The organism is Paenibacillus borealis (assembly GCF_000758665.1).
Lineage (GTDB): Bacteria > Bacillota > Bacilli > Paenibacillales > Paenibacillaceae > Paenibacillus_AQ > Paenibacillus_AQ borealis.
In genome coordinates, this window is record NZ_CP009285.1 from 2,723,629 (window position 1) to 2,736,789 (window position 13,161).

The 13,161-nt window shown below is 50.4% G+C and carries 12 protein-coding genes and 2 tRNA genes; 11 read left to right on the top strand and 3 right to left on the bottom strand.

Annotation, left to right across the window (positions count from 1 at the left end):
* The first annotated feature begins 21 nt into the window (after positions 1-21).
* The 4 genes from mutM (at position 22) to PBOR_RS11295 (ending at position 2,950) form a co-directional block, all read left to right on the top strand.
* Positions 22-864: a DNA-formamidopyrimidine glycosylase gene (mutM, locus tag PBOR_RS11280; RefSeq protein ID WP_042211756.1), complete on the top strand. Its 843-nt coding sequence runs from the start codon at positions 22-24 to the stop codon at positions 862-864.
* Positions 865-1,049: 185 nt separating this feature from the next.
* Positions 1,050-1,781: a manganese efflux pump gene (locus PBOR_RS11285; protein WP_042211757.1), complete on the top strand. Its 732-nt coding sequence runs from the start codon at positions 1,050-1,052 to the stop codon at positions 1,779-1,781.
* 9 nt (positions 1,782-1,790) lie between these two features.
* Positions 1,791-2,387 carry a dephospho-CoA kinase gene (gene coaE, locus PBOR_RS11290; RefSeq protein ID WP_042211758.1) on the top strand — a complete coding sequence of 199 codons (597 nt, stop codon included), beginning with the start codon at positions 1,791-1,793 and terminating at the stop codon, positions 2,385-2,387.
* On the top strand, positions 2,387-2,950 hold the full coding sequence (locus PBOR_RS11295; RefSeq protein WP_042219247.1) for a lytic transglycosylase domain-containing protein: 564 nt from the start codon (positions 2,387-2,389) through the stop codon (positions 2,948-2,950). Before coaE ends, PBOR_RS11295 begins: the two co-directional genes overlap by 1 nt.
* A 99-nt stretch (positions 2,951-3,049) precedes the next feature.
* Here PBOR_RS11295 and PBOR_RS11300 read toward each other — a convergent pair whose 3' ends face one another.
* A complete protein-coding gene (locus PBOR_RS11300) occupies positions 3,050-3,268 on the bottom strand; it encodes an alpha/beta-type small acid-soluble spore protein (RefSeq protein WP_039305013.1) in 219 nt (72 codons plus the stop codon).
* A 164-nt stretch (positions 3,269-3,432) separates the two neighbouring features.
* Here PBOR_RS11300 and nrdR point away from each other — a divergent pair, with 164 nt between their 5' ends.
* The 4 genes from nrdR to PBOR_RS11320 all read left to right on the top strand — a co-directional run bounded on the left by nrdR (position 3,433) and on the right by PBOR_RS11320 (position 4,915).
* Positions 3,433-3,909 (top strand): transcriptional regulator NrdR, encoded by a 477-nt coding sequence (nrdR, locus tag PBOR_RS11305; protein ID WP_042219249.1) that lies wholly within the window; start codon positions 3,433-3,435, stop codon positions 3,907-3,909.
* A gap of 246 nt (positions 3,910-4,155) precedes the next feature.
* Positions 4,156-4,231: transfer RNA gene (locus PBOR_RS11310), tRNA-Ala, on the top strand.
* Between the two features lie 6 nt (positions 4,232-4,237).
* Positions 4,238-4,310, top strand: a tRNA-Lys gene (locus tag PBOR_RS11315).
* 56 nt (positions 4,311-4,366) lie between these two features.
* A complete protein-coding gene (locus PBOR_RS11320) occupies positions 4,367-4,915 on the top strand; it encodes a GNAT family N-acetyltransferase (protein WP_042211759.1) in 549 nt (182 codons plus the stop codon).
* 626 nt (positions 4,916-5,541) lie between these two features.
* Here the strand turns inward: PBOR_RS11320 and PBOR_RS11330 are convergent.
* Together PBOR_RS11330 and PBOR_RS37680 are read right to left on the bottom strand one after the other, a co-directional pair.
* Complete coding sequence (locus tag PBOR_RS11330) at positions 5,542-6,414, bottom strand: IS3 family transposase (RefSeq protein WP_218918918.1); 873 nt, start codon at positions 6,412-6,414, stop codon at positions 5,542-5,544.
* Entirely contained in the window at positions 6,411-6,707 is a 297-nt protein-coding gene (locus PBOR_RS37680) for a transposase (RefSeq protein WP_042211762.1), read from the bottom strand. The genes PBOR_RS11330 and PBOR_RS37680 overlap by 4 nt, the downstream gene beginning before the upstream one ends.
* 306 nt (positions 6,708-7,013) lie before the next feature.
* On the opposite strand from PBOR_RS37680, the gene PBOR_RS11340 reads away from it, so the two are divergent.
* The 3 genes from PBOR_RS11340 (at position 7,014) to PBOR_RS11350 (ending at position 13,121) form a co-directional block, all read left to right on the top strand.
* On the top strand, positions 7,014-7,607 hold the full coding sequence (locus tag PBOR_RS11340; protein ID WP_042211763.1) for a TetR/AcrR family transcriptional regulator: 594 nt from the start codon (positions 7,014-7,016) through the stop codon (positions 7,605-7,607).
* Between the two features lie 20 nt (positions 7,608-7,627).
* Positions 7,628-8,074, top strand: a complete 447-nt coding sequence (locus PBOR_RS11345; protein ID WP_042211764.1) for a DoxX family protein — start codon at positions 7,628-7,630, stop codon at positions 8,072-8,074.
* A 358-nt stretch (positions 8,075-8,432) separates the two neighbouring features.
* Positions 8,433-13,121, top strand: coding sequence for an Ig-like domain-containing protein (locus tag PBOR_RS11350; RefSeq protein WP_218918896.1), 4,689 nt, complete (start codon positions 8,433-8,435; stop codon positions 13,119-13,121).
* Positions 13,122-13,161 lie beyond the last annotated feature (40 nt).

Sequence of the window (13,161 nt, forward strand, 5' to 3'; positions counted from 1 at the left end):
ATGGAGTGGAGGTGAGCCATTATGCCGGAATTACCGGAAGTCGAAACAGTTAGAAGAACACTTAATGATTTAATTACAGGCAAGCAGATAGAGCATGTCACCGTCCGGCTGCCGCGGATTATTCAGCGCCCGGATGATATTCAGGCTTTTGCACATATGCTGGCAGGCCATAGCGTAGAAACGGTTGAGCGCAGAGGCAAGTTCCTGAGGTTCGTCTTCGATGGACTTGTGATGGTCTCCCATCTGAGGATGGAAGGCCGTTACGGGGTGTACCGGGAGGGCGAGCCGCTGGACAAGCATACTCATGTAATTTTCCATTTCACCGACGGTACGGAGCTGCGTTATACCGATGTGCGCCAGTTCGGAACGATGCATCTGTTCCAGCCGGGTGAGGATCTGCTGCTGAAGCCGCTGAACAAGCTGGGACAGGAACCGCTGGATGCTGATTTCACACTGGAGCGCTTCAAGCAGATTGTCTCGAAGAGAAGTACCAAAATCAAGCCGCTGCTGCTGAATCAGGAATATATCGTTGGTATCGGCAATATTTATGTGGATGAATCCCTGCACCGTGCCGGTATTCATCCGGAAGAAGCCGCAAACTCTCTCTCGGAGGACCATCTGGCCAGGCTGCATCATGCTATCGTTGCAACCTTGACAGAGGCGGTGAATGCGGGAGGCTCCTCAGTGAAATCGTATGTCAACGGCCAGGGAGAGAGCGGGAATTATCAGGATCAGCACCGCATATACGGACGCAAGGATCAGCCGTGTGCTACCTGCGGAACGTTGATTGAGAAAAGTGTTGTCGGCGGCCGGGGCACGCATTATTGTCCGAGCTGCCAGCCTGTACCGGTGCAGATAAGGTAAGTATTCAGCCGGGCTTATGTAGTGGAATTATAAGGAAATTCTAAGCGGTGTTGTCCATGCTCCATCAAAAGGCAGGCACTCACTGCCCGTCCCGCCCATATAATGTGTGAAGATTGCTGATTAAGGCGAACGGAACCCGGCTTGCAAGGCCGCCGGGTCCCGGTTCTTCACGGGAGGGATTGCGGGTGCTGAGCCCATTGTTGTCATTGCTGCTGCTTGCGTTTGCTCTTAGTTTGGACGGATTTGGTGTTGGCATTACATATGGACTGCGTAAAATGAAAATTCCTTTGCTCTCAATTATGATTATCTCGCTCTGTTCGGGGGTAGTCATTTGTGTGTCTATGCAGGTCGGCGTGCTGCTGGCCAAGGTGGTCTCACCGCATGCCGCTTCCAGTATCGGAGCGGTTATTCTGGTCTTGATGGGCTGCTGGTCGCTGTTCCAGATGCTGACGCAGAAAGAAAAGGAGCAGGGAGATTCAGGGCTGGGTGCCGGAGAAAGGGTGCCAGACCGGCAAGCTTTGCTGGAGACGGCTGCCACTGCCGCTGCATTGGAGGGGGAGGCTGAGCCGCAGAAGCCGGCTGTATTCTCTCTGGAGCTCCGGCATCTGGGAGTAGTCATTCAGATCCTCCGCACCCCGTCGTCCGCCGATATGGATGCTTCCGGAAGCATTTCTTCCATGGAAGCGATGGTTCTGGGTATTGCGTTGTCGCTGGATGCCTTCGGCGCCGGTCTGGGGGCTGCGCTGCTCGGGTTCAGCCCGGTGTCGACCTCGCTGATGATCGCATTGTTCAGCGGAACTTTTCTGCTGCTGGGGATGAAGACAGGACTGAGATTGTCAGGCAGCTACTGGATGAAGCATGCGGCTGTTCTGCCGGCGTTATTATTAATTGCAATGGGTATAATGAAGCTATTATGAGGTGAGTACATGATTATGGGCTTAACCGGAGGGATTGCTTCCGGGAAAAGCACCGTGTCCGCACTGTTTGTCGCCAAGGGAGCTGCTCTGGTGGATGCCGATGTCATCGCCAGGGAGGTTATGCTCCCCGGACATCCGGTGCTGGCCGGTGCTGTACAGGCTTTTGGAGAGTCGATTCTGCAGCCGGACGGAACACTGGACCGGAACAGGCTGGGTGAGATTGTTTTCCGGGATCCGGAGGCACTTCAAACCTTGAACAATCTGACGCATCCGGCGATCCGCACAGAAATTAAGGACCGTATGTATACGTTAGATCAGGAAGATCCGCAGCGGCTGGTCATAGTGGATATTCCGCTGCTCTACGAATCACAGCTGGACAATTTATTCGATCAGATCATTGTGGTCTATGTGCCACGCAGGGTCCAATTGGCCCGGCTCATGGCGCGCAACGGAATGAAGCTGGAACAAGCCGAGAACCGGCTGAAATCGCAGATGGACATTGAACTGAAGCGCAGGAAAGCCGACTATGTAATTGACAACAGCGGTGATCCCGGATCTACGGAGCGGCAGGTTGCCGGCCTGTGGGACAGGCTGGGCCTCTCATGATGAAGTGGCTGCGCAAAAAAAGAGTACTCCTGCTGCTATTTATCGGCTTCACAGCGATTCTGTTCCTGGGCACCAATTGGATGTCGTGGTTTTATCCGATACATTATAAAGATGAGATCCGCAAACACAGCCTTACTTATCAGATGGATCCGTTCCTTGTGGCTTCAATCATCCGGGTGGAGACCAATTTCAAGACCGGCCGCGAATCTAAAAAGGGTGCACTCGGACTGATGCAGCTGATGCCGGATACCGCCAAGTGGGCGCTGGAAAAGGCCAAGCTTCCCGATGTATCGCTCGAGCGGCTAAAAGAAGAGCCTTCTTCCAATATCGAACTGGGCACCTGGTATTTGTCTACGCTTTCGCGGCAGTTTGACGGCAACCGCACAGCGGTCATAGCCGCTTATAATGCCGGACCCGGCAAAGTACAGAGCTGGCTGGATGAAGGCAAGTGGGACGGAACAGAAGCGGCTGTGAAGGATATTCCGTTCGGAGAGACCCGCCATTATGTACAGCGTGTCATTTATTATTATGACCAATACACGGAGCTCTACAGTGAATTCTGAGGCTCTGTCTTAAATATTGCGCTTGTGCTGAAATAAAAAGAAGCATCAAACGGCCCGGAGGCCGTTCAATACTTCTTTAGGCAAGCTTATGGAGACAGGTTATTTGTATTGACCTGCCAATTGCTGTTCAGCCAGGGTTACAAGACGTTTAGTGATGTAACCACCGATCGAACCGTTTTCGTAAGAAGTTTTATTGCCTTGGTATCCATCTGGGGAGAGGGTGATACCTAGTTCTTGGGCAACTTCAAATTTCAGTTGTTCCAAGGCACCGCGTGAATTTGGAGCTACCAGGTTATTGGAGCTGTTGTTTTGGCTCATTGCTGTTCACCTCCTATCGGTTGGTAACTGTATTATGTGCCGGACTTGCCATATTCATAACAACAAATAAACGGTGATTTCTGGAAATTAACATAAGCCCCGTTCTGCCTGGTTTATCAGGAGCGGGGCACACCCATTCTTACTAAGAGGAAGTGATGAAGCTTATGAAATGCCCTTACTGCGATCACACCAATACCAAAGTGCTTGACTCACGTCCAGCCAATGAGAATAAGTCCATCCGCCGCAGGCGCGAATGCGAACTGTGCAGCCGCCGCTTCACCACCTTCGAAATGATTGAAGAGACTCCGCTGATCGTCATCAAGAAAGACGGCAGCCGGGAAGAGTTCAGCCGTGACAAAATCCTCCGTGGCCTCATCCGCGCCTGTGAGAAGCGTCCCGTATCTGTAGAGCGCCTGGAGGTCATCGTATCCGAGGTCGAGAAAAGCCTGCGCGGCATCGCCCTGGCCGAGATCGAGAGCCGCCAGATCGGCGAGCTGGTCATGGAACAGCTCTACCCTGTAGACGAGGTGGCCTATGTCCGCTTCGCGTCCGTGTACCGCCAGTTCAAGGACATTAACATGTTCATGAAGGAATTGAAGGGACTGCTCTCTAAGGGTACTGATGAGCTGGACGGGCTGTAGGAGGCTTGTGAAGAGGTAATGTGCCGATCTTGGCATAGAGGGGCTAGCCTTGATATGGTGAGGCTGGCCTCTGTGTGAAGCGCCTGCACACAGGAAATTAATTAATTTTATAAAAGTGTTGACACTGATGCCGAATTTCTGTATTATATAGAAGTCGCCTACGAAACACACGAACTTGAAAGTGACTTGAGCGGACCGCTCAAAATGGATTTCAGAATACATAATGGGATTCGAAATCAAGCGTATGGGGAATTAGCTCAGCTGGGAGAGCGCATCGCTGGCAGCGATGAGGTCAGGGGTTCGAGCCCCCTATTCTCCACCATACTACGGACTCTTAGCTCAGTTGGTAGAGCAGTAGACTCTTAATCTATTTGTCCAGGGTTCGAGCCCCTGAGAGTCCATCACAGAAGAAACGGCAGAGATGCCGTTTTTTTGCTGTCTAGAGAGGATTATTGCCATGATCATTATTAATCAGGAATACCAATTCAAGGGTTTAACCTACACGATCCGCTCAGCAGTTAAGGCAGATGCGAAGTCTCTGTCCGAGGTAAGGCTTCAGGTTGACGGGGAGACCGAGCATATGGACCGGGTGCCGGGAGAGGCTTTTATTGATGAAGCCGGATTTGAAGAAATTATCGGGAGGGACATGAGCCATCCGCGGAATATATGTCTGGTTGCGGAAGCGGACGGCAGAATCATTGGTTATTCCCGGTGTGAAGGACATGATCTGCAGCGGTTTAAGCACAAGGTGGAATTTGGGGTAGGAGTCTTGCAACAATATTGGGGATTCGGAGTAGGGAAACATCTTCTGCAAGCGTCCATCGCCTGGGCTGACACAAACGGCATCACCAAGATGATTCTAAGCGGCGTTCTGGAAACCAATGAGAAGGCGATCCAGTTGTACCAGAGCCTTGGTTTTGAAGTTGAAGGGATACTGAAGAAGGACCGTATCCTGTCAGACGGCAAATATTACAGTACATATATGATGGCGAGATATACAGATTAGGCCTGGGAGTAGAAAGGCTTGATTGTCCCCAAGAACGGCAGAGCTGCTGTTCTTTTTTATTGTATAGGAAATTACGATATTCGTCAGTTGTGGATAAGCTTCTCTGGAAATTGGAGCAGGTCCGTCTGAAGGACGAATGTGTTCTTATATCCGGAATTCCACAGAATCCCCGGAAGTCGGAGGCTTGGAAAAACAAAGGCCGCCAAAAGTGGGCGACAGACAGGAATGAGGGGCAAAAGTGCCCCTGAATCCGCCAAAAGTGGGCGGCAGGCGGGAATGAGGGGCAAAAGTGCCCCTGAATCAGCTGAAAGTGGGCGACAGACAGGAATGAGGGGCAAAAGTGCCCCTGAATCCGCCAAAAGTGGGCGGTAGGCAGGAATGAGGGGCAAAAGTGCCCCTGAATCAGCTGAAAGTGGGCGGCAGACAGGAATGAGGGGCAAAAGTGCCTCTGAATCCGCTGAAAGTGGGCGGCAGGCAGGAATGAGGGGCAAAAGTGCCCCTGAATCCGCCAAAAGTGGGCGGCAGGCGGGAATGAGGGGCAAAAGTGCCCCTGAATCCGCCAAAAGTGGGCGGCAGACAGGAATGAGGGGTAAAAGTGGACTTCTGTCAAGAAAGTAGACGTGGAACTAAGAGATTTCCCGCTTAAATCTCGCTGCAAACTGAATGGGGGATACGTAACCCAGGGCACCATGGATTCGTTTACGGTTGTAGAAAAATTCAATGTACTGGTAGATGGCATCATAGGTCTGCTTCTTCGTTTTAAATCGAGTCCAGTACACCAACTCTTTTTTCAAGAGGCTGTGAAAAGATTCGATACAGGCGTTATCATAACAGTTCCCTTTGCGGCTCATACTTGCGGTCATCTGGTAGTTCTTCAGGCGTTCCCGGTAATCCGCAGAGGCATATTGTGAGCCCCGATCTGAATGGTGAATCAAGCCCTTCCCAGGACGTTTCGCCTTGTAGGCCACGTCTAGGGCGCCTTGTACGAGGTCTGTGGTCATCCGGTCGCTGAGCCGCCAGCCTACAATTTCTCGGGTGCACAGGTCCAGCACGCTCGCCAAATACATCCGCCCTTCCTGGCAGGGAATGTAGGTAATATCCGCCACCCATGCCCGGTTTGGCTCTTCGGTGTGGAATTGCTGGTTCAGCAGGTTAGGGGCAATAGGCAAAGGATGGTTAGAGTCGGTCGTGTGTACGCGAAACCTCTTTGCGACACACGAGCGCAGACCCAGCTCTCTCATGTATATTCCTACCGTGCGTTCACTCACCTTGTGCCCTTCACGCTGCAGGAGAATCGTGATTTTGGGGCTACCGTAACGGCTGTGGGAGTCGTTAAAATGATAGGCAATCCGCTGGAGCAGCAACGCTTTGCGGGTGGCTTGAGGGCTGGGCTTTGCTGTTCTCCATTTGTAATAACCGCTCCGTGATACCTGAAAGACGTTGCACATCTTCTCCACGGGGAACTCGGAGCGATGATCTTCAATACACTGAAATCTCAGTTCTTTGGATTGCTGAAGATGTGCACTGCTTTTTTTAGGATGGCCATTTCCTCCGTCAGGTCCGCCAACTGTTGATCGCGCTCTTTGAGTTGACGTTCAAGCTCTCTAACTTTTTCAGAGCTGGCTACGGGCTCACTCTGAAACTGCCGGTACTTCCCTAACCATCGATGAAGGGTTTTGGCGGGGACGTCCAGCTCCAAGGCCAGCTCCGCCACCGTCTTGGTCTGCTCTTGGATATACTGCACCGTCTGCCGCTTAAACTCTTCATTATAGCTCTTTCGGATTCCACTCATGTGGACACCTCCTCGTTGATCTTATTATCTCTAGTCTCTTAACCGGTGTCCACGATTAATACTAACAGCAAAGTAACCCTGATTTTACCGGAGGCTGCCCCAAACAAAGCAGTCAGAATAGAGCAATGTGAGATGGGCTTAAAATCTACATCAGCTATATAGCTCGGGCCGATTCACCCGTTAGGGTGATTTCGTTATTTGTCTCGGGTATCTGAGCCTTTGTTTCTATTTACAAACCGATGGTCGGTATGTATAATCGTGATAAATTACAGTATAGTCAAAGCCGGACAGAAGAGGAGAATAACCATGAAGAACTCAGACCGCCGGAAGCAGACCATCCGGCAACTGCTGGAGGCGACCAAGGAATTATTGCGGGACAAAGGCTGTCATGCGATCACTTTAAAGGATATCATGGAGCAATCGCAATTATCGAAGGGTGCGATATTTCATTATGTAAAAAGTAAGGATGAGATTTTTGCCTGGGTGCTGGAGGAGCGGCTTGAAGCTGTTAATGAACATTTTGAGGAAGAAGTGGCAGGCAGCCTTAACAAAACATTCGACGGGCCAATGCTGGCCATCTCCAGGAGTCTTGCAGGATTGGAAGACAGTCATGAAGCGACCAATAAAGTTCTTCTATACTTGCTGGGCAAGGAGAATGAACCGGCGGTAGCGCAAGCGCTTGAGCATTTTCATAAGCGGTCGGTTTCCGTCTCCAGGCAGTGGATTACAACGGGTCAAAAGCATGGGGTGATCAAAGAAAACGTGAACCCTGATGAGACGGCGGAGTTGTTTGTCCTGCTGTCACTGGGTCTGCGTGTGCGGGCATCCCTGCGTCCATCATCTGAGTCTGTTTCAGCGAAAGAGGTATCGGACTTTATGGCCGGAATTCTGAAAAAATAAAGTTAAGGGGGGATTATAAAATGATTCCTTTTATAGCGCTCATCTTATCCTTTTTGCTGTTTCGGGTGGTTGGTCTCCTGGGCGTGACTTATTGGAATGACTGGCATACCTCCATTCAATGGGCAGTCTCCATTATGCTGCTATTAGGTGCTTCTGCTCATTGGGGACGGCGCCGGTCTGATTTGGTAAGAATGGTGCCGCCTGCTTTTCCGCAGAAAGAATGGATGGTGACGGTTACCGGGATCTTGGAAATTGCTGGAGCTATCGGCATCCTGCTGCCCGCTTTCTCACCAATTGCTTCTGTGTGCCTCGTTTTGCTTCTTATCGCAATGCTCCCCGCCAATATTTATGCCGCCCGCAACAAGTTGACAATCGGCGGTAAGCCAGTGCCGAAAATGCCGGTGCGCATAGGGCTACAGCTCGTTTTTATCACTGCGGTCCTTTTCGCTTCCCCGCTATTCTGGTAGCATAATTTCCCACTCAGCCGAACTGTTTATGGATTATGAGCGCAATGAATTCGTGTAGGCGTAACATTCGAAATACAGCCGGAATAGAACAACAATTGTGCATGTGAGCGAAAGCTCCATGCGTTTTTTATTTAGACATTTTTTTTAGAAAAAACAGAACATTTTCGTTTTTTCGGGACATTTACCCCATTTAGGTCCTGGTGAATCGGTTTTTGTCGAGAATTGTTAAGAGTTTGTTTAGAGCTGTCTGATAAAATGGACCGCAGATATGAAAATTTCTATGTGTAATTAATGAATAAGGGGGATCGATACATTGTTTATGGGCAGGGGATTAAAAAAGTATTTCTCGTTGTTACTCGTGATCAGTTTAGTTTGGACCGGAGCCTTTCCCGTATATGCTGGTTCAACAGATACAGATCCGGCAAACTGGGTTGGTCTCAATCCCGCGCCAAGCGGTGCTAATTTAAATGCAGTAACTGCAGGCGTCGAAATTGTAATGGTGGGTGAAGAAGGAAGTATTGGTTCGTTAAGCGCCATGTCCTGGACAGACCGTATTTCAGGTGTGGCAGATGACTTGAACGCTATTATTTACAGGGACCCGGCCAATGATTATGTTGCTGTAGGCGACAATGGAACAGTCCTAACGTCTACGGATACTGTGGACTGGACACCCCGAGTCACGGACACTGAAAATAACTTGAATGCCATCGCCTACGACGGCGAAGACAAATTGGTCGCAGTCGGCGATGCTGGCAGCATAATTACTTCGGATGACGGCGGCGTCACTTGGGGCACATCCGTCTCAGATGTTAGTGTGAAACTGACCGGTATTGCCTATGGCAACAACAAGTTTGTAGCGGTTGGTGATAATGCTACAGTCTTAACCTCTACGGATGGAACGGTATGGGAAAAGGTAACACGCAAAACAACCAGCAGCTTGAACGGGATCACCTTTGGCGGCGGACTATTCGTAGCGGTCGGTGCGTCCGGAATCATTATTACCTCTCCAGAGAGTTCGCGGGGCGCGGAGAAGACCCCTGTTCCGAATGTAAATCTGAATGGAGTTGCTTTCGGAAACGGTGTATTTATGGCCGCAGGAGAGGGCGGGAAGGTGCTGTCCACTAGTGACATGGGGCAGACTTGGAACCCTGAGGCTACAGGCACGACTGCTAAACTTAACGGTATCGGATTCATTCAGATTTATAACCGCTTTATTGCAGTGGGTGACTCCGGTGTGATGATTGTTTCCGATTTTATTCTCAACATTCCGCGGGTTATGAGTCTGACTCCAGGGAATGCTGAGACCGATGTAGACATCAATGCAGATCTGGTTTTGACCTTCACTCAGAAAATGACGGCAGCCAGTCAAGTAGCTGGCATTAAAATATTCAAAGCTGCGGATCTGTCCACTCCGGTTGAAACCATTCCGGCGGAAGACAGCAGGGTAACGGTAGATAATAATACCGTAACCATTAATCCGGATCAGGATCTGAATAAAGGTACTGAATATGTCGTTACAATGGACGCAAATGCTTTCGTCAATGAGAGCGGAAATGGAAATGCAGAAATTGCAGCTGGTGACTGGAGCTTTACGACAGTTGCTGATGTAGATACGATAGCTCCAACCGTAAGCGAGTATTCCCCTGAACCGGGTGAAACAGGAGTATCTATTGACACGGATCTGACGCTTACATTCGATGAACCTGTAACGAAGGAGACCGGCAGCATTCTGATTTACAGCAGTGATGACAGCGATGTTCCGGAGCAGGTCATTCCTGTTAGTTCTGATAACGTAGTGGTCAATGGCAGTGTGGTTTCTATTAAACTTTTTTCCTTATTGAAACACAGTAAAAGTTACTACGTGAAAATCGGGGACGGAGCATTCAAAGATCCGGCAGACAACTATTATGCCGGCATCACAGACAATGACACCTGGCAGTTCACAACAGCTGATGCGCCTGATACAACACCACCGGTGGTGAGCGCCTATTCCCCTAAGGACGGGGCAACGGAGGTAGCCACTGGCACCAACCTGACCCTTACTTTCAGTGAGGATGTAATGAAAGGTGAAGGCGGCATTGAGATTTACAGCAGTGCTGCGAACAGCAATGACCCGGCAGTAACGATTCTTGTCGATTCCGACAGTGTCACAATTGATGGCAACGTAGTAACGATCAATCCGGAGGATGACCTGGATTACAGTACAAGCTACTATGTACAAATTACGAACGGTACATTTAGCGATATGTCCGGCAACTATTATGCCGGCATCACGAACAATACAACCTGGCGGTTTACAACAACCAGCCGACCAGATACGACGGCGCCAATCGTAAGCACATACTCGCCCGTGAACGGGGCTACAGATGTAGCTATTGGAGCTAACCTGGAGCTTACTTTCAGCGAGAATGTAACGGCGGGGGAAGGCAGCATTGTGATCTATGACAGTGCGACTGACCAACCGGCAGCTACGATATCAGCTCAGGACATAAGAATCCTGAATCATGTAGCGACGATTGATCCGGCTGCCAATCTGGAGTATGGTACAAGTTACTATGTTCTGATTGCGGCAGATACATTCCAAGATACATCCGGCAACTACTATGCCGGCATCTCTGACAGCACAACCTGGCAGTTTACAACCATTACTGCGCCTGATACAACCGCACCAATATTAAATGCTTATACGCCTATCAATGGGGCAACTGGTGTAGCGACAGATGCCAACCTGACCCTTACCTTCAGCGAGAATGTAACGGCAGGGGAAGGCAATATTGTGATTTATAATAGTGCGAATAATGCACCGGCAGCTACGATTTCTGCGGCTTCCGGGAATGTAACCATCCTGAATCATGTAGTGACGATTAATCCGGCTGACGATCTGAAGTACAGCACAAGTTACTATGTACGGATTGGTAACGGAGCATTCCAAGATACAGCAGGCAACAGCTATGCCGGTATCGCAGACAGCACCACCTGGCGCTTCACAACAACCGATGTGCCGGATAGAACCTCGCCAACGGTGATTACGTATTCGCCGGAGCCTTGGGCAACAGAAGTTGCCGTTAACGCGAATCTGGTTCTTACCTTCAGCGAGAATGTGACGGCGGCGGCCGGGAATATTGAGATTTTCAAAAGCACAGATGAAATTCATCCGGTAGTAACGATTCCTGCCGCTTCCGGCAATGTCTCGGTTGAGGGCAGGGTAGTAACGATTAATCCGGCTGACAATCTGGAGCAGGGTACAAGCTACTTTGTACGTATTACAGAAGGCGCATTTATAGATGCCGCAGGCAACAGCTATGCCGGGATTGCAGGCATCACAGCCTGGCGGTTTGTGACAACCAGCGGGCCTGATACAGAAGCGCCGCTAGTGACAGCTTATAGTCCGGCAGACAATGCAACCAATGTAGCCACAGCGGCTGCGCTCACACTGACCTTCAATGAGAATGTATTAGCCGGCGATGCCAATATTGATATTGTGAATGCGGCGGATGATGTGATCGTAACGACGATTAAAGCGGGGAACCAGGCGCTTGTCACCATTACGAACGCTACCGTCAGCATTAATACAAGCGGTCAATTGAAGCAAGGTGCCAGCTATTATGTGCTGATTCACCCGGGTGCCTTTACAGATGAGTCAGGTAACAGCTATGCGGGGATTGCGGATAAAACAGTCTGGAACTTCTCAACCGTTCCAGTACCTGTCACGCCAACACAACCTCCAGCATCGGGTTCTGGAGGTTCTGGAGGAGCGGCTCCTGCAGCAACACCGGGCCCACAGACAGAAACCATTAATGCGAACGTTGAAAACGGTGCAACCCAAGGCTCAAATGTATCCTCCGTTATCATTAGCCGTACCAAAGATGCAAACGGTGTGAAAAGTGATGCTATTACGTTCGCATTGGATCAGGCGCTCAGAGCGATCAGTGAGCTCAAGGCTGCCGGATCCAATATTGCCAGAATTATCGTTCCTGATGCAAGTGATGAGGTTGCAGAAACCAGACTGACCATTCCTGCAGCTTCCAGCAAGGAATTGGCCGATAATCAGATCAGTCTGGACATCTTCACAGTTAATGCTGAAGTGAAGGTGCCGGGCAGCTCACTGGCTGGATTTGGTGCAGATATTTATTTCAACCTGGTACCCTTAAAAACACCGCAGCAGAGTGCAGATGCTGAAGCTCGTGCAAAAGCGCAGGTTCAAAGTGCTTCCGGCGCTGGGTCGGTCACGCTGGTGGGCCGTCCGGTAACGATTAACACTAACCTGCAGAGCCGTCCGATTACGCTGGTGTTGCCGATTAACAACACTTCGTTAACTACGGAGCAGCTGCAGGCGCTAACGGTCTTCATTGAGCATAGCGACGGCACCAAAGAGCTGGTCAAGGGTGAAATTGTACCCTTCGGCCAAACCGGGAAATCCGGAATTCAATTCAGTGTCAATAAATTCAGTACATTTACAGTTGTTCTTGCACAAGACCCTGCGGTACAGGTGAAGGCTTATATGACAGGTTATGCCGATGGCACCTTCAAACCGGGGAACAGCATCACCCGGGCAGAAGCTGCCAGCATCATTGCCCGCACCTTCAGCCAATCAGCAGTTACTTCCGGCGAATCTTACTCTGATGTCGCTGCCGGACACTGGGCAGCAAGCGCAATCGATCAAGTGACCAGAAGCGGCATCATGAAGGGGTATGGGGACGGCAGCTTTAAGCCTAACCAAACGATTACAAGAGCTGAAATGGCGACCATTCTATCCCGCTTGATTCCAAGTGCTCAGGGAAATGCGGCCAGCTTCAGCGATATTACCGGTCACTGGGCACAGGCAGCCGTTGAAATGACCTCCAAAGCGGGCATTATTACCGGCTACGAAAATGGCACCTTCCGTCCAAACCAAACATTAACCCGTGCGGAAGCAGTAACCATTGTCAACCGTGCCCTTGGTATCGCTCCGCTGGCCAGTGCGGTACAGCAATGGACGGATGTCCCGGCGCAGTATTGGGCATTCGGCAGCATTCAAGCAGCATCTGTGGATCACACTGCAGAATAATCACTACACAAACAGCCCTTCCTTCCGCATCTGGCGGGGG

Coding starts and splice junctions, on each gene's coding strand:
- PBOR_RS37680 (WP_042211762.1), bottom strand. CDS start 6,707: ATGAGTGGAATCCGAAAGAGCTATAATGAAGAGTTTAAGCGGCAGACG.
- PBOR_RS11295 (WP_042219247.1), top strand. CDS start 2,387: ATGAAGTGGCTGCGCAAAAAAAGAGTACTCCTGCTGCTATTTATCGGC.
- nrdR (WP_042219249.1), top strand. CDS start 3,433: ATGAAATGCCCTTACTGCGATCACACCAATACCAAAGTGCTTGACTCA.
- PBOR_RS11320 (WP_042211759.1), top strand. CDS start 4,367: ATGATCATTATTAATCAGGAATACCAATTCAAGGGTTTAACCTACACG.
- PBOR_RS11340 (WP_042211763.1), top strand. CDS start 7,014: ATGAAGAACTCAGACCGCCGGAAGCAGACCATCCGGCAACTGCTGGAG.
- PBOR_RS11300 (WP_039305013.1), bottom strand. CDS start 3,268: ATGAGCCAAAACAACAGCTCCAATAACCTGGTAGCTCCAAATTCACGC.
- PBOR_RS11345 (WP_042211764.1), top strand. CDS start 7,628: ATGATTCCTTTTATAGCGCTCATCTTATCCTTTTTGCTGTTTCGGGTG.
- coaE (WP_042211758.1), top strand. CDS start 1,791: ATGATTATGGGCTTAACCGGAGGGATTGCTTCCGGGAAAAGCACCGTG.
- mutM (WP_042211756.1), top strand. CDS start 22: ATGCCGGAATTACCGGAAGTCGAAACAGTTAGAAGAACACTTAATGAT.